The following is a 16,017-nucleotide window of genomic DNA, read 5'->3' as shown; positions in this document are numbered from 1 at the left end:
GACATCGGGTGTTATCATACACCCTAGCCTGGACTAGCGCACATAGTCTGGGTCAGGAGGTTGGGCGTTTTGCTTTGGACGGCGACGCTTGACCTCCGCTAGAGAATTCGCCTCTAGGTAGAGTCACTATCTCGCAGGTCAGGACAACCCAAAAGACAGCTATAGCTGATGAGCGTACCATCAATCGATCAAGCAAATCAAGTCACAATTGTTACTATTGCGATCGATGCCAGACAGACGATCGCGTGGGGGTACTCCAGCAAGTGGCAGAGGCGATCGAAGCGATGGGCGATCGGAATCAGCAAAGTGGGTCTTGAGAGTAATGCTCTAGAGGAATCGCTGGCTGTTAAGCTACGATAAACAGTAAATGGATTGCAAAATTGTGCTTTAGTTGAAGTTCTTATGCAAATTACGATCGACCTACCTGAACCCTTAGCGCGACAGCTAACGGATTATTTAAGGGCACATCCTCAGGAAACGGTAGTGAGCCTAGTGCAAGAGGCTTTAGAGATTAAGCGATCGCCGAAAGATAGCTCGAAGCTGTTGGAACTAGCTGGAATTGTGGCAGAAGCTCCTCGTAATGCTCGTGACCATGCCGAGGATGACCTTCGTTGAGACAGATAGTACTGGATGCGGGACCACTGATTGGGTTGTTTTATGTAAAGGATATTGATCACACTCAGTGTGTTGCTGGATTCTCACAACTGAGCCAGACTAAAACAATGCTGCTGACTCCGGTACCAATCATCTATGAGGTATATAAGTGGCTGCTTCATAACACAACCCCGATCGCAGCTCAACGCGCTTTGAAAGGCATGGAAGAAAGCCTGATAGCATTGCCCATTGATGCGGCCGAGTTTCAATCTTTATGCCAGAAGATTCAGTCACTTCCTGCATGGCAAGGGACGCTAGAAGATTTGACAGTTGTGACAATAGCTCTACAGCATCAATGTCCTGTCTGGACATTAAACTACCGCGATCTCGCATCTTTTGACACTCTAAATTTCTGGAATCCTGAATAGGTACAGCACATTCTGATGAATGGGTGAAGTCATGTTAAGGATTGGTACGTTTGAACTTCAGCTTGATCGCTCCGCGATTGCTGAGAGAACCGCCATTGCCCATAATGCTGACCTGTCCCTGAGCGTTAATTTCGACGGACAGTTCGACTTCATCCAGTTGCAGATCGCTCTGTTGATTGGCCTGATCAAAGACATCGCTGACGACTTGTAAGAGTCCCTTCATCTGGGTTTTGAGGGTAACAGCATCCAGGGGAACTCGCTGACGGACGATCGTTTTTACCTGTTCTGTGACTCGTGGTGGGCCAAATCCACCTCCGGTGTCGCTGCCGTTCCGCTCTCCCCGGACGACTTCGGTGGTTTCGGTGGTTTCCACTTCGGTCATGAGCCATAGCTGTGCTGCTTCGTCTGTCATTTCTGATTCTCCGCACTTTTTCCTTTATTTTCGCTGAGTTGGAAGCGAATGACATCCCCAGTATTGAGAATTGGGCAACCGTTCAGCAGAGCTTACCAGGCTACCCAATTTAGGTTGATTTTCGGATGCCGTTACCCGCATCACCGGAGTAAGTCTGGACTCTTCTTCGACTCGCCGAATGAATTCCCATCCACTCGTTCTGGTACAGAAGAGCGCGCGCAGAACCGCAAACAACACGAAACCCAATATTGTTGTTCCTGTTGTCCGGGTTGTTCCTGTTGCGATTGGCAGATCGGCAGTTCCTGGGATTGTTGTTCCACGAACCACCACGCAGCAGCCGGAAGTGCCTACCCCGTTCTTTGCCTGCTTTAAACAGGACACAAGGGTTATTATGCTGGAAACTAAAGTCTCTGGAGAATAAGTTGTTTTAACTGCCAGGTATCTCCTTGATCCAGGTGAGCAAACCAACTTTGTAGGGATTGGTTCAGGTGAGTTTAGGCAATTTTGCCAACCTGATATTCTGATTGGAGTCGATGTAATCTTCGTCTGGCTCGTCGTAAGTTTTCTGTGCGGACACGAATTCGATCGGGGAGAATGCGAAATCCTAGAAAGGTTGCTCCATGATGGGTTTCAAACTGTTGGCTTTTTATAGGGTGAATCTTGAGCCGCAGGGTTGCCAGGTAGGATTCGATCTGGGGACGAGCATCGGATAGAAAATCCCTGTCATCGCTGAAGAGCGCGAAATCATCTACATACCTAAGATACCGTTGAGCGTTCAGGGTTTCTTTGACAAAGTGACCAAACCCGTTGAGATAAACGTTGGCAAAAAACTGGCTGGTCAGGTTGCCGATCGGGAGTCCTCGCCGTCGAGCCAAGGGGGAGATCAGGTTGTCACCAGGAAAGTGATGAATGATGGGTTCCTGTTCATTGCTGCCGTCGATGATGGTGTCCATTAGCCAAAGCGTATCAGGGCATTTAATCTTGCGTCGGATCAGGCTTTTGAGGATTTCGTGATCCAGGCTGGGAAAGTATTTTCGGACATCGCATTGCAACACATAGCGGCTATTACGGGCAAAACGGGTGAAGCGTTGGAGGGCCCGATGGGTGCCAAAACCAACCCGATTGGCGTAGGAATCGGCGATGAAGGTGCGTTCAAAGAGGGGGACAATGACATTGCAGAGGGCATGGTGAACCACCCGATCTCGATAGGGTGCGGCAGAGATCAGACGCGGCTTCGGTTCGTAGATTTGAAAAGTGCGGTAGGTTCCAGGTTGGTAAGTCTGATTCTTTAAGTCTGCTTGAAGGTGTTGAAGTTCCTGTTCCAGGTTATAGTTGAAGGCAAGCACATTTTCTCGAAACCGTTTTCCCTTCTGGGCTTTGCGGGCTGATAACAGCAAATTTTCAAAATCAATGACCTGCTCCCAGAGATTTCCATAGCGTTTCATGCTGTAACTCGCTTGCGCTGTTGCTTAATCCAACCGCCCAGATCTGTGCCAATACCGTTGAGCAATTGTCCGGCATATTCGTAACGATTTGTGGCGATCAGTTCAAAATCAAGCAGCAGGCGGGTTTGATGGCGGAGAATGTCAAGCTGGCTATTGAGAACCTGAAGTTGAGGCAGCTTATCTGGAGCATATCTTGCCTGGATCAGTCCTTCCAGTAGCTCATATAAATTGCTTGTGATTCTGTCACCCAAGAGGAATTTGTGATCACGCGGCAGGCGGTTGAGGATTGGTACGTACCACTTGATCAGGTCGTAGGTTTTTTGAATGATGGGTAGATCGTCCATTGTGAAAAAATTTTGATCGCTCTTCGCGCGAAAGAGAGAAGAGAGTAAAGAATAGAGGGTAAAGGGCAAAAGCGCAAGAGGGCAGAGGGCTAAAGAGTCCACGCAGAACCACAAACAACACGAAACCCACAAGAGTTGAGCCGGCGATTCGGGTAGCGCCTGCCACGCTCGGCAGATCGGCAATTCCAGAGATGGTCGTTCCACGAACCACCGCGTAGCAACCGGAGACTTAAATCTTCATCAATCCAGGCACTTCCATCGATCGGAGCACCACTGTAATTTTTGTGCCAATGCTCCAAACACCACTCCCAGATATTGCCGTGCATATCGTAAAGTCCAAAGGCGTTCGGTGGAAAGTTCCCGACCTCTGTAGTTTGCTCCCGAAATTCTCCCTTCGGGTCAACACCATAGGAGCCAGGGTATGTTTTTCTCTTATAGTCCCAAAAGAATCTACGATAGTTTGCCAGATCAGTAGTGATCGTCTCGCCAAAATGAAATGGAGTGGTCGTTCCAGCCCGACAGGCATACTCCCACTCGGCTTCACTGGGCAGCCGATACTCCCGTCCTGTTTTCTGGGATAGTCGGGTACAAAACTCGATCGCATCCTCCCAGGACACGCACTCAACCGGACGATTATCTCCCTGGAAGTGAGCTGGATCAGGCTCGAGGTCACGCTCAACTTTCGGGAAACTTGCAACCGTCTTCCATTGCGCCTGCGTTACCGCATACTTACCCATCAAAAACGGCTTAACCGTAACGGAATGTTGAGGTCGCTCATCATCAACCCCTTCCCCATCCGGTGAACCCATCTGGAACGATCCGCCTGGAATCGACACCATCTCCAACTGCACCCCATTCCCCAACTCCTCCGCCCAATACTCCGCCTCACCTGGACGACGGTTCACCTCCCGCCCCTGGGCATCCACCGTCACCATTTCAAACTTAAAGGTGGGAATGGCTGGTTTGGCTGGCTCAGGAGGAGGAGGAGAAGGGGTTGCATCCCGTTGCCCAGTTTGAGGAACAGAAATCGGTTTCTCTGGTTCAGCAGGTACGACTGGCGTAGCCGAAACCCGTGCCAATCGCTCAATTCCCTCGATCGCATCATAATCTGCCCCCGAAATCGCCAAAACCCGAATCCACAACTGTTTGGCTAACTTGAACTCTCTGTTTAGCTCCGCCCGTTGGGCATCCAACTTCAACGTATTAATATCACTAAGATTCGCTTTCCGGGGCAGCAAAATCAGATGATACTTTGTTGGCGGTTCCACCACTCCATAGGGGGTTTGCTGAACCCGCTTGTACCGTTGCGTCACCTCTGGAACCATCTGCCGCAGGCGTTGATAAAGCCGTTCCACCGTCGCGCAATTCCCTTCCCCCTCAATTTGCAAACTCTGCAACAGGGCATGGGTAAACGCTCCCTGCTGAAGCTCATCAATCTCATAGGACGACTCCCACGGACTACAGGCAAACAGCGTAATCACCCCTTGCTGCTTTTCCCGCCCAAAGCCATCACTATCCCTTCGTCCCGCCCCACTCCGACAGGCATCAATCAACATCACCACATTATCCGCCCCACTCCGACGCAGGCGATCGGTGATATAGCTCAACGGAATCCAGGTGCTTTTCTCCACCTCATCTCCCGGATCCGCATCGATCGGCATCAAGTAGTCCCGGTCTTCATGTCGTTTGCCATGTCCCGCAAAAAAGAACCACAAATTATCCCCTGGCTTCAAAAACGGTTCCTCAAACCGAATGCGAAAAAATCGCCGCAGGGTAGCGTAGGTCGGATAGGAATTCAGGGGCGGGCCATAGTCCTGGGCAATGGCAGGTGAGTCATCCGTGAAGTGATAGGGAGTCTGGATCTGGAGTTCCTGCTGCAAAAACGCCTGCACCGCGTCCGCATCCCGTTGGGCATAGGTGAGCCGTTGCAGATTGTGATACCCATTAATGCCGATCGTAATTGCCCAATTTTGTCCCATCAGCGCTGCACAGAGAAGCTATTGCCACAATTTAACCCACCTTGCAGCCTCACGAGTTACGCCTAATGTGAATTAGACAGAGCAGTTTAAGACTGTTGGAAGGTTAACACATGGATGCCAAACTGCTGTTTGAGCAATAACCGCAGGGTATGGCTTGCCAGTTTAGCTGCAATGTGGACACAAAAGCCCTCTACGGTCTTGTTGAGCAAGCGTTCGGGGTTACGTCCAGTGTTTTGAATTTCATGAAACACCCCTTCAATGCGCTGACGCACTTTGGAGATGAAGCGATTGAGGGATGGGGGATGCTGCTGTTTCTGATTTTTGCGCAAGACAGTCCAAATCTGATTGCCGGTGCGCTGCTGCACTTGGAGTTGCCAGTCCTGGTCGATAAACCCCTTGTCACCGTAGATGGTGCACCCTCGGGCGACCGCTAAGAGCGACTCAATGGCAACCCGCTCATCGGTGTTGGCTGGGACTAAATCATAGGCAATCGGAATCCCGTTCCAGGTACTGAGTAAGGCGAGTTTGTAGCCGAAGTAATACATCTGGCGCGACGCACAATAGCCAGGGGTTGCATTGCCAGAAAAATCACTGCGTGTCTTGTCCCGCTTGAGTCCCAGTACGGGAATCGGTTTGGTGTCCACCAGCAGATGCGTTTGCTGGGTCGCTCCTAATGCCACGACCCAACTGCGTCGCAGTGATTCCAGCATCCCATCTAATTGGCGTAAGCGCCGATTGAATTGACTCTGATCCAACAACTGTGGAAACCAGCAGAGATAGTTGGCACGCATAAAGCCGAGAAACTGGGTTTCACCCGGAAAGGGCAGATAGTCCATCAGCAGTGCTAAGGTCAGCATTTCGCTATCACTCAATTGCGCTTGTACTCCTGGTCGGGGGCAGTCTAACGGTGCAATCTGCTGGCGATACCAATCGTCTACCAGAACAAAAATGGTGGTCATCAGGCTGGGAAAGTCTATGCTAGTCATGGGAGAGGTGAGCTTCAAAGGTGGTACTTCGATTCTCAACCTCTCCCACCTTTTTGTCCAATTCACATTAGACGTGAGTTAATTTTTAGGATGCTGGGCCAACACTTTTTTCAGATAATGTCCCGTAAACGATCGCCCATTCTCCGCCACCGCTTCCGGGGTTCCCACCGCGACAATTTCCCCACCGCGATCGCCCCCCTCTGGACCCAGATCGATCACCCAGTCGGCACAGCGAATCACATCCAGATTATGTTCAATCACCAGAATTGTGTTGCCCATATCCGTCAAGCGTTGCAGCACATCCAGCAATTTATGGACATCGTAAAAGGAGAGTCCAGTGGTGGGTTCATCGATCAGGTAAAGGGTTTTGCCCGTGGCACGGCGGGAGAGTTCCGAGGCTAACTTCAACCGTTGAGCTTCTCCCCCCGACAGAGTTGGAGCCGTTTGTCCCAGCCGCACATAGCCCAGCCCCACATCCACCATCGTTTTTAGTCGAGAAGCCGCCTTGGGAATATTCTCGAAAAACTCCAGGGCTTCCTCAGCGGTCATGTTCAACACATCGGAAATCGACTTGCCCTTGTACTTCACCTGCAACGTTTCGCGGTTATAGCGGGCTCCCTTACAGACTTCGCACTGAACATAGACATCCGGCAGGAAGTTCATCTCAATCACGTTTACCCCCTGTCCGCCGCAGGCTTCGCACCGTCCGCCTTTCACGTTAAAGGAGAATTGTCCCGGCTTATAGCCCCTGGCCTTCGCTTCGATCGTTTCAGAAAACAGATCCCGAATCACATCAAACACCCCCGTATAGGTGGCAGGGTTCGATCGCGGCGTGCGTCCGATCGGAGATTGGTCAATCACAATCACCTTATCCAGGGCTGATAAACCTTTGAGTTTAGCCATCTCCTTGGGCTGGGGAACTTTGTGCCCAAAGTGATGTTGCAAGGCCGGATAGAGCAATTCGTTGACCAGGGTAGACTTACCCGAACCCGATACCCCCGTAACGCAGACCAGCTTGCCCAGGGGAATTTCCACATCAATGTGCTGGAGATTATTGCGGTGAGCATCATGCAGCAGCAGCGATCGCCCGTTGCCCTCTCGCCGTTCCGTGGGAGTCGGAATCACCCGTCGTCCCGAAAGGTAGGCTCCCGTCAGGGAATTCTCTGCCGCCAGCAGATTCTCCAGGGAACCCTGAGCCACGATCTGCCCGCCATGAATTCCGGCTCCGGGGCCAATATCCACCAGATGATCGGCAGCTCGGATCGTGTCCTCATCATGCTCCACCACGATCAGGGTATTGCCCAGATTGCGGAGTTTGGTCAGCGTATTGAGCAGGCGATCGTTGTCCCGCTGGTGCAGACCAATGCTGGGTTCATCCAACACATACAGTACGCCCGTCAGTCCGGCTCCAATCTGAGTGGCCAGCCGAATCCGCTGGGCCTCTCCGCCTGAAAGGGTCATAGCCGTGCGATCGAGGGTGAGATAATCCAACCCCACATCCAGCAAAAATTGCAGCCGCGCCTTAATTTCCTTCAGTACCAGTTCCCCAATCTGCGCCTGTCGGGAGGACAGTTCCATCGCATTGACCCGATCCAGACAGTCCCGAATCGAAACGTTAGTCAGTTCCTTGATGGCAAACTGTCCGACCCGCACCGCCAGGGCTTCCGGCTTCAGGCGATCGCCGCCGCAGACCTCGCAAGCCTGATCCACCAAATACTGCTCCAGCTTTTGCTTATACAGATCCGATGAGGCTTCCTTGTACTGCCGTTCCAGCATGGGCAACACGCCTTCGTAGCGCCGGTGATAGCCTTTTTTATCGTGGTAGCGAGAATCCGCCTCAATGTAAATCTTCTCCTCAGAACCGTGCAGAATCACCTGCTGTTGATCCGGAGTGAGCTGCTCCCAGGGGGTTTGAATCTCGAAGCCAAAGGACTGCCCCAGGCTGTACAGCAGAGAAAAGTAGTAGGTATTGTCTTTATCCGACCAGGGGGCGATCGCTGCATAGACGGGCAGCTTCGGATCAGGGACGACCAGTTCCGCTGAGAAAGTCCGCAGGCTGCCCAGTCCGTGACAGTGGGGGCAGGCTCCGTAGGGTGAGTTGAAGGAGAACAGCCGGGGGGACAACTCCTCCATCACAGCTCCGTGTTCCGGGCAGGCAAAATTTTCTGAAAAGACGAGTTCCAGCCGATTCTGATCGTCTTCGGATTGGCCGTAACGACCTGCGGGTTCCGCCGCCATCGAAGGTAAAACCGCCAGTTGTAGATCCGGATTCAGCGACACCACATTGTCGGTTTCGGGCAGGGTGGCATCAATGAATGCAATCCCCTCCGATCGCTTCAAGCAGGTGCTGAGGGAATCCACCAATCGCTCCTGAATCCCGTCCTTCTTCACCAGGCGATCGACCACAATTTCAATATTGTGAAACTGATTTTTTTCCAGCTCAATATTGTCCGACAGTTCCCGCACTTCCTTATCAATCCGCACCCGAACAAATCCTTCCGCCGCCAGCCCGGACAGCAGCTTCTTGTGGGTTCCTTTCTTGCCCCGCACCACCGGAGCCAGAATTTGAAACCGGGTTCGATCGGGGAGTTGCATAATCCGATCGACCATTTGATCCACCGTTTGCGGCACAATGGAGCGACCGCAGTGGGGACAGTGGGGTTCCCCGGCCCGCCCGTAGAGCAGACGCAGATAGTCGTAAATCTCCGTCACCGTACCCACCGTCGATCGCGGGTTGTGGGAGGTGGATTTCTGATCAATGGAAATAGCCGGACTTAAGCCCTCGATCGCATCCACATCGGGCTTGTCTACCTGCCCCAAAAATTGCCGTGCATAGGCACTGAGGGACTCCACGTACCGCCGTTGCCCTTCCGCAAAGATCGTGTCAAACGCCAGGGAGGATTTCCCAGAACCCGATACGCCGGTAAACACGATCAACTGATCGCGGGGCAGGAGCAGATCCAGATTCTTCAGGTTATGTTGCCGTGCCCCTCGGATGTGAATACAGTTTTGAGCAGGAGAAGATTGCAGGGCGGCTTGCGCATTCGTCGCCTTCAAAGCCTGGGAAGCCTGCCGCGATCGACCATTCCGCTTTGCCGAACCATTCCGGGTTGTGGAGCTATTGGAGCCTGGCTCTTGAGCATCTAACTCCTGAGCATCTAACTCCTGAGCGTTAGACGGTTGAACATCTAATGCTGGAGCATTTACTGGCTGGGCACTTGGCCCAACCGTTTCCTCACTCCCCTTCACCGAGGATTTCGAGCTTTTCTTTGAGTTTCTGGTACTTTTAGAACCCTTAGAACTCTTAGCCTTCGAGGCCTTAGTATCTTCAAAGTCTCGCTGGGACATGGGCGATCGGGGGGCTAGGGGTGCAGTGATAGCAGCAGACAGGCTGGTCAGAACAGGCTCAACATTGCCAGGCTAATGCGTTACAGGGTTCAGTTCCCCTGGATTGTTCCAACCGTTTCATCCGTTGCTACGGAAATGGTTCTTAACAATTCTATCGTTAACCTTCCAAAACTTGGATTGCCAAGCTCCGTCAACCCCTTATGTTACCCTGATTCGATCCTTTAGTACATCCGTTTTGAGCCGATTCCCCAGCCAATGGGTTGCACTTCCACCCGGATCGATCGCCCCTACGGGATTTCTTCCCCTTCCAGAGTGTCGATCGCTTCCTCAACGGGCGTTGCCGCTGGTGAAGCCTCGGTTGAGGGTGTTCGCACGTCTACCGCTTCGATGGTCTGGGACGGCGGGGTTTGGTGAGTCAGGCGCAGTTGCGAGGCTTGCTCCTGCCAGATTGCAATTTGCTGATGGGCTTCGGTATGGAGGGGACGACCCCAACCAATCCGCCGCGCTTCCCGAATAGCGGCTTCCAGCGACTCTAAATCACCTCGACTGGCCAGGGTTCTAGCTCGATCGAGGTAAGGCCAATCTTCGATCGCCTCAATCTGTTTGCGCCAGGTGGTAATAGCGGCTTGGGCTTCATCATAGCGGGGGGTGCCAAAGAGAACCTGCCGAGCTTCAGAAATGGCTGCCTGAAGTCCTGCCACATCGCCTGCACTGGCTAATTCCCGCGCCCTGGCTAACCGGGCCGTGGCTTCCTGTTCCCGTTCCCGCTGGCGTTGGGTTAGATAGTCTCCCACAGGATTGGTCGATTGTTCAGGAGTCCGTCGAGCCGTTGGGCTGGGCTGGATTTTATTCGCGTCCTGGGTGGCTTGCAGGACATTCATCAGTTCCTGATGTTTGGTGGTTGCCCAGTACTGATTCTCGATCGCCAACAATTCCCTGGCAATATTCATCGCCCTCGACCAGTTTCGCCAGCCAATTTCCGTTTGAGTTTGATCATAGATGCGTTCTGCCCTTGACCAAATCCGCTGCCAGCGATCGATGCGCTCGGTTGCCATGGGCCGCGTTCTCACTTTCGTTGGAATCCGTTCTGCGATCCGAATTGCCCGCTGCAAATTACCTGCCTGGAACTCTGCTTCGCCTCTCCCTAGAATCGTTTCCGTCCAGGTTCTCATCCAGCGATCGCCCTCTTCCCGGAAGGGATCATTGGCAGCAATTTCATTAACCATGAGAATGGCTCGACGTAGATCATCGGTGGTTTGGCGGTTGGCGATTTGTTGGGCACAGTAAAGCTGTACCGAAGTCGTCGCTTTTGCCTCAGCAGCAGCACGGCATCCGGGCATATCGGGGAGAGCCAGTAAATGATTCACTGCCCAATATGCTGCCCCGCCGGACACCAGTAGAGTCGGTATAGCCCAAAGCCACCAGCCTGAAAATGGCAATCGGGATACTGATACAGTTCGATCGATCGATGCCTCTAACGTTGAACCGGACATCAGGTGATGCTTTGGTAGATGAGAAAAGGGAGCCATAAAATTGGGGGCAGAATTGGAACAGAAGATGCAGGCGCAGGAAACAGATCTGAAAGACACAGCAGAAAGCCTTCACGGAGGCAGATTGAAGTGATTGGATCAATCCCGCCCGTCCTACTGATGCAGTGATGCTATACTCTGCATTCCTTCTGCTAGAATATCGGGCTAACTTCTTAGAAACAAGTTCTTTTGGTTACGAAATTGTAGTTTTTCTCCGAGTTTTCTCTGAACATTCAGCATGAGGGATGACCCAAGCAGAGGCAGGTATATCTCAGAGCTTGAAATGCAAAATCACAGTTTCAAGGGCACAGCGATCAGGTGTATCGCAGTTTTGTAGTTGGACGACAATCGTTCACTGGCACGTTCACTGGCAGGCAAGACTTCGGCGTGAGCCCTCGACGCGAACTAAGGTCGAACGCTCAATTGAAACGCTGCCTGCGCTACGGCAATCGAGCCATTTGCTGAAATTTCGTCTTAAAACTAAATTAATGGAGCGATCGAATTCAGAAAGATGAGCCAGGTTGCTTGAGAAACTCGATCTCTTCGGGGGTGCTGGGGCGAGCGAGAATCGAATTGCGATGGGGAAAGCGGCCAAATCGGTTGATCACTTCGTAGTGGCGCAGGGCATAGTCAAAAACATCGTTTAGGGCAGGATCGATCGCTGCCAAATTGCGAAAGCATTCTACAGACTGCAACTGATCGGATCGATCCTCACTATGCTCCAACGGTAAATACATGAAAATCCGCTGGACTGGCTCCAGGGACTGATCAAATCCCTGGGCGATCGCAGATTTTGCAATGGCGAGGGCTTTAGCATCAGTGGCAAATGCCTGGGGGTGCTGACGAAATAGATTGCGCGGAAATTGATCCAGCACAATCAGGAGAGCCAAACAGGAGTCGGGGGCTTCCTGCCAATGATCCAACTCTCCATGCGCCGCTTGCTGATACAGCGATTGAAAGCGATCGGCAATTTCCTGGTCAAACTGGCTTTTCTTGCCAAACCAGAGCTGCCGCCGTGCAGCATAATCCGTTGCCTCTGTCGCCGGATCGCCAAACCAAAACCGTAAAACCGCTTCCACTGGAGATGCCGTGCCTTCTAATGCCACATTCACCCCCTACTGACGATTGGTTAATTGAGCGCGTTATTCTTCCAGCTCAGAAGCCTCAAAGGGCATTGGTTCAACGGTTCCGGGCTGAATGGGTTGCTCCAGGGCACGACGCTGCTGCTCCCGAAAATCAGCGGCTTCGTTACTGATGTTGCGCTGCTGATCTTGCTGAAACTCGTACGGACTGCGAATGGATCCACGCTGTAATTCGTGCATTAAATCAAACATATTGGGCATATCATCAGGCTGATTCACCCCCCGATCGCTGCTGCCCAGTCCAGGATTCGGTGGCGTTTGGGCGATCGCAGGTTGAATGGCAGACAGTACACCGCATCCCAGGATACCGAGGGCGATCGGGGCTGCACGGAAAAAGTTGGGTTGACGCATCATTCTTTTCATAGGTCTTGCTGTAAAAGGCTAAAACAAAGAAATCAGGAAGTGTGCGATGGGCGAACTGATGATCAAGACGCACTGGAAGCAGTTTTGCTCCCTTCTGAAACAGAGATGAAACTTGACTCCCAAGTTTAAGGCACAACCCCAAAATCGAACCTTAAACTTCAAGAATTTTTGAACCCCTTAAGCAAACGATCGCCGCAGCAGGGGACGAATGCTCATCAGTCCAATGGTGCTAAACCCAACGAGAATCAGCAAGGCGGTGGACATCGTAATTTCCGCGAAGGGAGCCTGCATCACCACATCATTAAAACCCCAGTTGCTGTGAGTGTAGATATATCGAATCGGTTCGATCGCATAGCTCAAGGGATTCAAACTGGCGACAAACTGTAACCAGGTCGGCATAAAGGAAAGGGGAGCCAGAGCCGTACTGGCGAACAGGAGGGGCAAGTTGGTGACAAAAATCACCGCAATCAGTTCAATATGTCCTGGCAATGCAAAGGCCAGTCCCAGGCTCAATGCCGTTACGCCTAATACCAGCAAAAGGACGATCGCCGTTACGACTGCTAATCCTCCCGCCGAGGGTAAGCCCGCCCCCAGGAAGGCACTCATGCCAATAATCACTGCTGACTGCACCAGGCTCATGGTGGCAATAAAGATTGCCGAGGCAATCACAATGGAAAACCGAGAAGCCAGTGGAGCGACCAGCAAGCGATTGAGAAAACCAAACTCTCGATCGAACATGACTGGGAGTCCTGCGTTCAGTGCTCCACCAAAGGCCGTGAACACAATTACCCCAGCCGCCAAAAACTGACCGTAGTTCTGGCTATCGCCAAACAAACCCTGCGGTACGTTCTGGAACAACGCCCCAAACAACACCAACCACATCACGGGCTGAATAATGCCAGCAATTAGAGTTGAAGGGCGACGCTGAAGCTGAATAAATAGACGGCGAGTCAGGGCAACCACTTCCTGCCGAAACGCTGCCAGTCCCGATGAAGGAGGGGTTTCGATCGCTCCCTCGGTCTGGAGTTTCTCAAAATTTGTTGGAGACGGTGTAACAGTTTGACTCATCGTTCGTGTCCTCTCTCACTGGAGCATTCGCTGCCCCAATCAAACGTTGTAATGGCTCTATTTCAAAACTTCAGAATCACTGTTTTTAGCCTAACGCATTCTGTAGAGGGTGAGAAACCGGGCGTAGGAGGAGAGTTGCTTCTAATCGTACTCATCATCCCCGTAATATTCCATGTCAACCTGACGGGCAGGACGGGTGCGGATGCGTGCGGGTAAAAGGGCTTGGGAAGGCGTGGTTGCATAGGATGAAGGGGCAAACGGATGCACAATATGAACCGTGCGGGTGCGACGACGGCGAGTCGAGAATAGGACAACGATGACAATGGCAAACAAAACCAGTCCTCCTCCTGCCACCACCACCAGGACGACCACCCCAATGGCTCCCGTAACGATGGCATAGAGACTGGAGTGATCGGATGAGTTGTTGCTGTGGTAGTCGGCAGGGGCCGGAAGCTGAGTTTGCATTGGCTGATCAGAAATGCGATCGATAATTCGCTGCTGCTCCTGCATCCGGGAGATCAAAATCTCTGTGTTTCTCTCCTGTCTTTCTAACTGGCTTTTTAAATCGTCCGTCTGTCGCTGTTGGCGTTCTAGTTGATTTCGCAGTTCGTCTGCCCGTTCCTGCTGCCGTCGGATTTGATCCGTTAAGTCTCTGGACAGGTTACGCTGCTGATCAAGTTCGGTTTCCAAACGAAAACTGCGTCCATCCTCCTGGGAACCTGGGGGAGAGGGTGGAACGGGTATTGGAGTTTGAGTGATCGCAGGGGACTGTGGTGTTGGCGGTACTCCCGTCGAATTGCCCACAACATCGTTGCGCATGACGAAGAGGACTGCAACACCTGTTACAGCACATCCTGCTAAAAATGCCGCAGTATCACTCATTCGCTATTCACCTTTGCACCACGGCTCAACTGCCAAACGTTTAAGACCCTGATCATCTGACAAAGTTCAGATTTGACTTTACCCAATGATAATCACAATCTAATCCAGCGAACGGTATAGATACAGAAATAATCAGACTTTTTGAAAACAACACGCTATAGATAGAGTCAGTTACAAAAAGTACCGCTAGCTTAAGCCTACTTAGAATCTACCCGAAAACCCGGTTGGGGGTTTGGGATTCCAAAAGCTCTAGGCAGTTTTCGCTAGGTAATTGAGCTGAATTGTCTGCAAGATGACCCGTTAGAGTCCATCCAATCCAGGCCATCCAATCCAGGCCATCCAATTCAAGACATCAAAATCAGGAGTCAAAAGGAAAGAGTCGAGGCATAATATTTGGGTGCCGTAGCCAACACCCGCAATGAAATTCAGCGATCTGCTTCAAGAATTAAACATCCATGAGCACCACAGTCTTTCGATCGCCCCAGACTGTGACCCCGAGATCCTGGAGTTAGCCGCAGTCAAAACTGCTCGAGCAGGAACCCTCAGCTACATTGAGGGAGTTAAGTTTGCCTCTGAAGTCGATCGCACCCAGGCCAGTGTGTTAATCCTGCCCCCAAATCCAACTCTGCAACAAAAAGCCACCGATCGCCACATCGCCTGGATCAGCACTCCCGACCCGAAGCTTTTATTCGCCAGAGCGGTTCCCCTGTTTTATCGTCCGTACCATCCTGCCGCCGGAATTCATCCCACTGCCATTATTCACCCCTCCGTACAGATCGGAAACGAGGTCAGCATTGGAGCCTATGCCGTGATCCATGAGGATGTGGTGCTGGGGGATGGAGCCTGTATCTATCCCCATGTGGTGATTTATCCAGCCGTACGAATTGGCGATCACACCATTCTCCACGCCAATTGCACGATTCACGAACGGACGCAGATCGGAGCAGATTGTGTGATCCATAGTGGAGCAGTGATTGGAGCGGAGGGATTTGGGTTTGTTCCGGCTCCAGAGGGTTGGGTAAAACTAGAGCAATCCGGCATCACCGTTTTAGAAGATCGGGTGGAAGTGGGCTGCAACAGCACGATCGATCGTCCGGCGGTGGGCGAAACCCGGATAGGGTACAACACGAAGCTGGATAATCTGGTGCATGTGGGTCACAACGGGCAAACCGGGGAGAATTGCGTCATGGCTGCTCAAGTGGGACTGGCGGGAGGTGTACAACTTGGCAATTGGGTAATTCTGGGGGGACAGGTGGGCGTAGCGAATCAGGCTCAAATCGGCGATCGCACTCAGGCGGGAGCCAAAGCCGGACTCCACGGCACGATCGAGCCAAACAGCATCATGATGGGTAATCCTGCCAGTCCCTACAAGGTGTTTCTCAAATCATCGGCAATCTACAATCGCCTTCCCGAAATGCACCAAACCCTGCGCAAACTCCAGCAGCAAGTGGAGGCATTACAGGAACAGATTCGAGCGATGGAGGAGGGGTAGGGGCG

Annotated in this window: 15 protein-coding genes and 1 pseudogene; 4 read left to right on the top strand and 12 right to left on the bottom strand. The window is 52.1% G+C overall.

Annotated features, from left to right (window positions below; genetic code table 11):
• Nucleotides 1–168: 168 nt before the first annotated feature.
• The 3 genes from ACM1PF_RS11520 to ACM1PF_RS11510 all read left to right on the top strand — a co-directional run bounded on the left by ACM1PF_RS11520 (nucleotide 169) and on the right by ACM1PF_RS11510 (nucleotide 1,022).
• The gene (locus ACM1PF_RS11520) at nucleotides 169–360 is read left to right on the top strand and encodes a hypothetical protein (RefSeq protein WP_416674636.1); all 192 of its coding nucleotides are present in this window, start codon (nucleotides 169–171) and stop codon (nucleotides 358–360) included.
• A 42-nt stretch (nucleotides 361–402) separates the two neighbouring features.
• Nucleotides 403–615 carry a hypothetical protein gene (locus ACM1PF_RS11515; RefSeq protein WP_416674633.1) on the top strand — a complete coding sequence of 71 codons (213 nt, stop codon included), beginning with the start codon at nucleotides 403–405 and terminating at the stop codon, nucleotides 613–615.
• Nucleotides 616–722: 107 nt separating this feature from the next.
• A complete protein-coding gene (locus ACM1PF_RS11510) occupies nucleotides 723–1,022 on the top strand; it encodes a type II toxin-antitoxin system VapC family toxin (RefSeq protein WP_416674631.1) in 300 nt (99 codons plus the stop codon).
• 34 nt (nucleotides 1,023–1,056) lie between these two features.
• Here the strand turns inward: ACM1PF_RS11510 and ACM1PF_RS11505 are convergent, their stop codons facing one another.
• From ACM1PF_RS11505 to ACM1PF_RS11450, 12 genes and pseudogenes are all read right to left on the bottom strand, one after another.
• Nucleotides 1,057–1,434: a Pepco domain-containing protein gene (locus ACM1PF_RS11505; RefSeq protein WP_416674629.1), complete on the bottom strand. Its 378-nt coding sequence runs from the start codon at nucleotides 1,432–1,434 to the stop codon at nucleotides 1,057–1,059.
• A 109-nt stretch (nucleotides 1,435–1,543) separates the two neighbouring features.
• The gene (locus tag ACM1PF_RS11500; RefSeq protein WP_416676628.1) at nucleotides 1,544–1,810 is read right to left on the bottom strand and encodes an SUMF1/EgtB/PvdO family nonheme iron enzyme; all 267 of its coding nucleotides are present in this window, start codon (nucleotides 1,808–1,810) and stop codon (nucleotides 1,544–1,546) included.
• A 25-nt stretch (nucleotides 1,811–1,835) separates the two neighbouring features.
• Nucleotides 1,836–2,879 (bottom strand): annotated as a pseudogene (locus tag ACM1PF_RS11495) (reverse transcriptase domain-containing protein).
• The gene (avd, locus tag ACM1PF_RS11490; protein WP_416674627.1) at nucleotides 2,876–3,223 is read right to left on the bottom strand and encodes a diversity-generating retroelement protein Avd; all 348 of its coding nucleotides are present in this window, start codon (nucleotides 3,221–3,223) and stop codon (nucleotides 2,876–2,878) included. Before avd ends, ACM1PF_RS11495 begins: the two are co-directional and overlap by 4 nt.
• Before the next feature lie 89 nt (nucleotides 3,224–3,312).
• Nucleotides 3,313–5,202: an SUMF1/EgtB/PvdO family nonheme iron enzyme gene (locus ACM1PF_RS11485; RefSeq protein WP_416674625.1), complete on the bottom strand. Its 1,890-nt coding sequence runs from the start codon at nucleotides 5,200–5,202 to the stop codon at nucleotides 3,313–3,315.
• An 86-nt stretch (nucleotides 5,203–5,288) separates the two neighbouring features.
• Nucleotides 5,289–6,188, bottom strand: a complete 900-nt coding sequence (locus tag ACM1PF_RS11480; protein ID WP_416670324.1) for an IS982 family transposase — start codon at nucleotides 6,186–6,188, stop codon at nucleotides 5,289–5,291.
• 78 nt (nucleotides 6,189–6,266) lie between these two features.
• A complete protein-coding gene (gene uvrA / locus ACM1PF_RS11475) occupies nucleotides 6,267–9,245 on the bottom strand; it encodes an excinuclease ABC subunit UvrA (RefSeq protein WP_416676627.1) in 2,979 nt (992 codons plus the stop codon).
• 578 nt (nucleotides 9,246–9,823) lie between these two features.
• Nucleotides 9,824–11,065: a hypothetical protein gene (locus ACM1PF_RS11470; RefSeq protein ID WP_416674623.1), complete on the bottom strand. Its 1,242-nt coding sequence runs from the start codon at nucleotides 11,063–11,065 to the stop codon at nucleotides 9,824–9,826.
• 503 nt (nucleotides 11,066–11,568) lie between these two features.
• Entirely contained in the window at nucleotides 11,569–12,171 is a 603-nt protein-coding gene (locus ACM1PF_RS11465) for a DUF924 family protein (RefSeq protein WP_416674621.1), read from the bottom strand.
• A gap of 36 nt (nucleotides 12,172–12,207) precedes the next feature.
• On the bottom strand, nucleotides 12,208–12,570 hold the full coding sequence (locus ACM1PF_RS11460; protein WP_416674619.1) for a hypothetical protein: 363 nt from the start codon (nucleotides 12,568–12,570) through the stop codon (nucleotides 12,208–12,210).
• 177 nt (nucleotides 12,571–12,747) lie between these two features.
• The gene (locus tag ACM1PF_RS11455) at nucleotides 12,748–13,638 is read right to left on the bottom strand and encodes an ABC transporter permease (RefSeq protein WP_416674617.1); all 891 of its coding nucleotides are present in this window, start codon (nucleotides 13,636–13,638) and stop codon (nucleotides 12,748–12,750) included.
• 141 nt (nucleotides 13,639–13,779) lie between these two features.
• Complete coding sequence (locus tag ACM1PF_RS11450) at nucleotides 13,780–14,520, bottom strand: hypothetical protein (protein ID WP_416674614.1); 741 nt, start codon at nucleotides 14,518–14,520, stop codon at nucleotides 13,780–13,782.
• 418 nt (nucleotides 14,521–14,938) lie between these two features.
• On the opposite strand from ACM1PF_RS11450, the gene lpxD reads away from it, so the two are divergent.
• On the top strand, nucleotides 14,939–16,012 hold the full coding sequence (lpxD, locus tag ACM1PF_RS11445; RefSeq protein ID WP_416674612.1) for a UDP-3-O-(3-hydroxymyristoyl)glucosamine N-acyltransferase: 1,074 nt from the start codon (nucleotides 14,939–14,941) through the stop codon (nucleotides 16,010–16,012).
• Nucleotides 16,013–16,017: the final 5 nt, after the last annotated feature.

Source organism: Egbenema bharatensis FJBBOT/2019, assembly GCF_048077055.1.
Classification (GTDB): Bacteria; Cyanobacteriota; Cyanobacteriia; order Elainellales; family Elainellaceae; genus Egbenema; species Egbenema bharatensis.
This window is presented reverse-complemented; position numbering and strand designations above follow the sequence as displayed.

Bases quoted from the DNA above. Each gene is read 5' to 3' on its own strand.
- ACM1PF_RS11520 (WP_416674636.1), top strand. From the start codon at position 169: ATGAGCGTACCATCAATCGATCAAGCAAATCAAGTCACAATTGTTACT.
- ACM1PF_RS11515 (WP_416674633.1), top strand. From the start codon at position 403: ATGCAAATTACGATCGACCTACCTGAACCCTTAGCGCGACAGCTAACG.
- ACM1PF_RS11510 (WP_416674631.1), top strand. From the start codon at position 723: ATGCTGCTGACTCCGGTACCAATCATCTATGAGGTATATAAGTGGCTG.
- ACM1PF_RS11505 (WP_416674629.1), bottom strand. From the start codon at position 1,434: ATGACAGACGAAGCAGCACAGCTATGGCTCATGACCGAAGTGGAAACC.
- avd (WP_416674627.1), bottom strand. From the start codon at position 3,223: ATGGACGATCTACCCATCATTCAAAAAACCTACGACCTGATCAAGTGG.
- ACM1PF_RS11485 (WP_416674625.1), bottom strand. From the start codon at position 5,202: ATGGGACAAAATTGGGCAATTACGATCGGCATTAATGGGTATCACAAT.
- ACM1PF_RS11480 (WP_416670324.1), bottom strand. From the start codon at position 6,188: ATGACTAGCATAGACTTTCCCAGCCTGATGACCACCATTTTTGTTCTG.
- ACM1PF_RS11470 (WP_416674623.1), bottom strand. From the start codon at position 11,065: ATGGCTCCCTTTTCTCATCTACCAAAGCATCACCTGATGTCCGGTTCA.
- ACM1PF_RS11460 (WP_416674619.1), bottom strand. From the start codon at position 12,570: ATGAAAAGAATGATGCGTCAACCCAACTTTTTCCGTGCAGCCCCGATC.
- ACM1PF_RS11455 (WP_416674617.1), bottom strand. From the start codon at position 13,638: ATGAGTCAAACTGTTACACCGTCTCCAACAAATTTTGAGAAACTCCAG.
- ACM1PF_RS11450 (WP_416674614.1), bottom strand. From the start codon at position 14,520: ATGAGTGATACTGCGGCATTTTTAGCAGGATGTGCTGTAACAGGTGTT.
- lpxD (WP_416674612.1), top strand. From the start codon at position 14,939: ATGAAATTCAGCGATCTGCTTCAAGAATTAAACATCCATGAGCACCAC.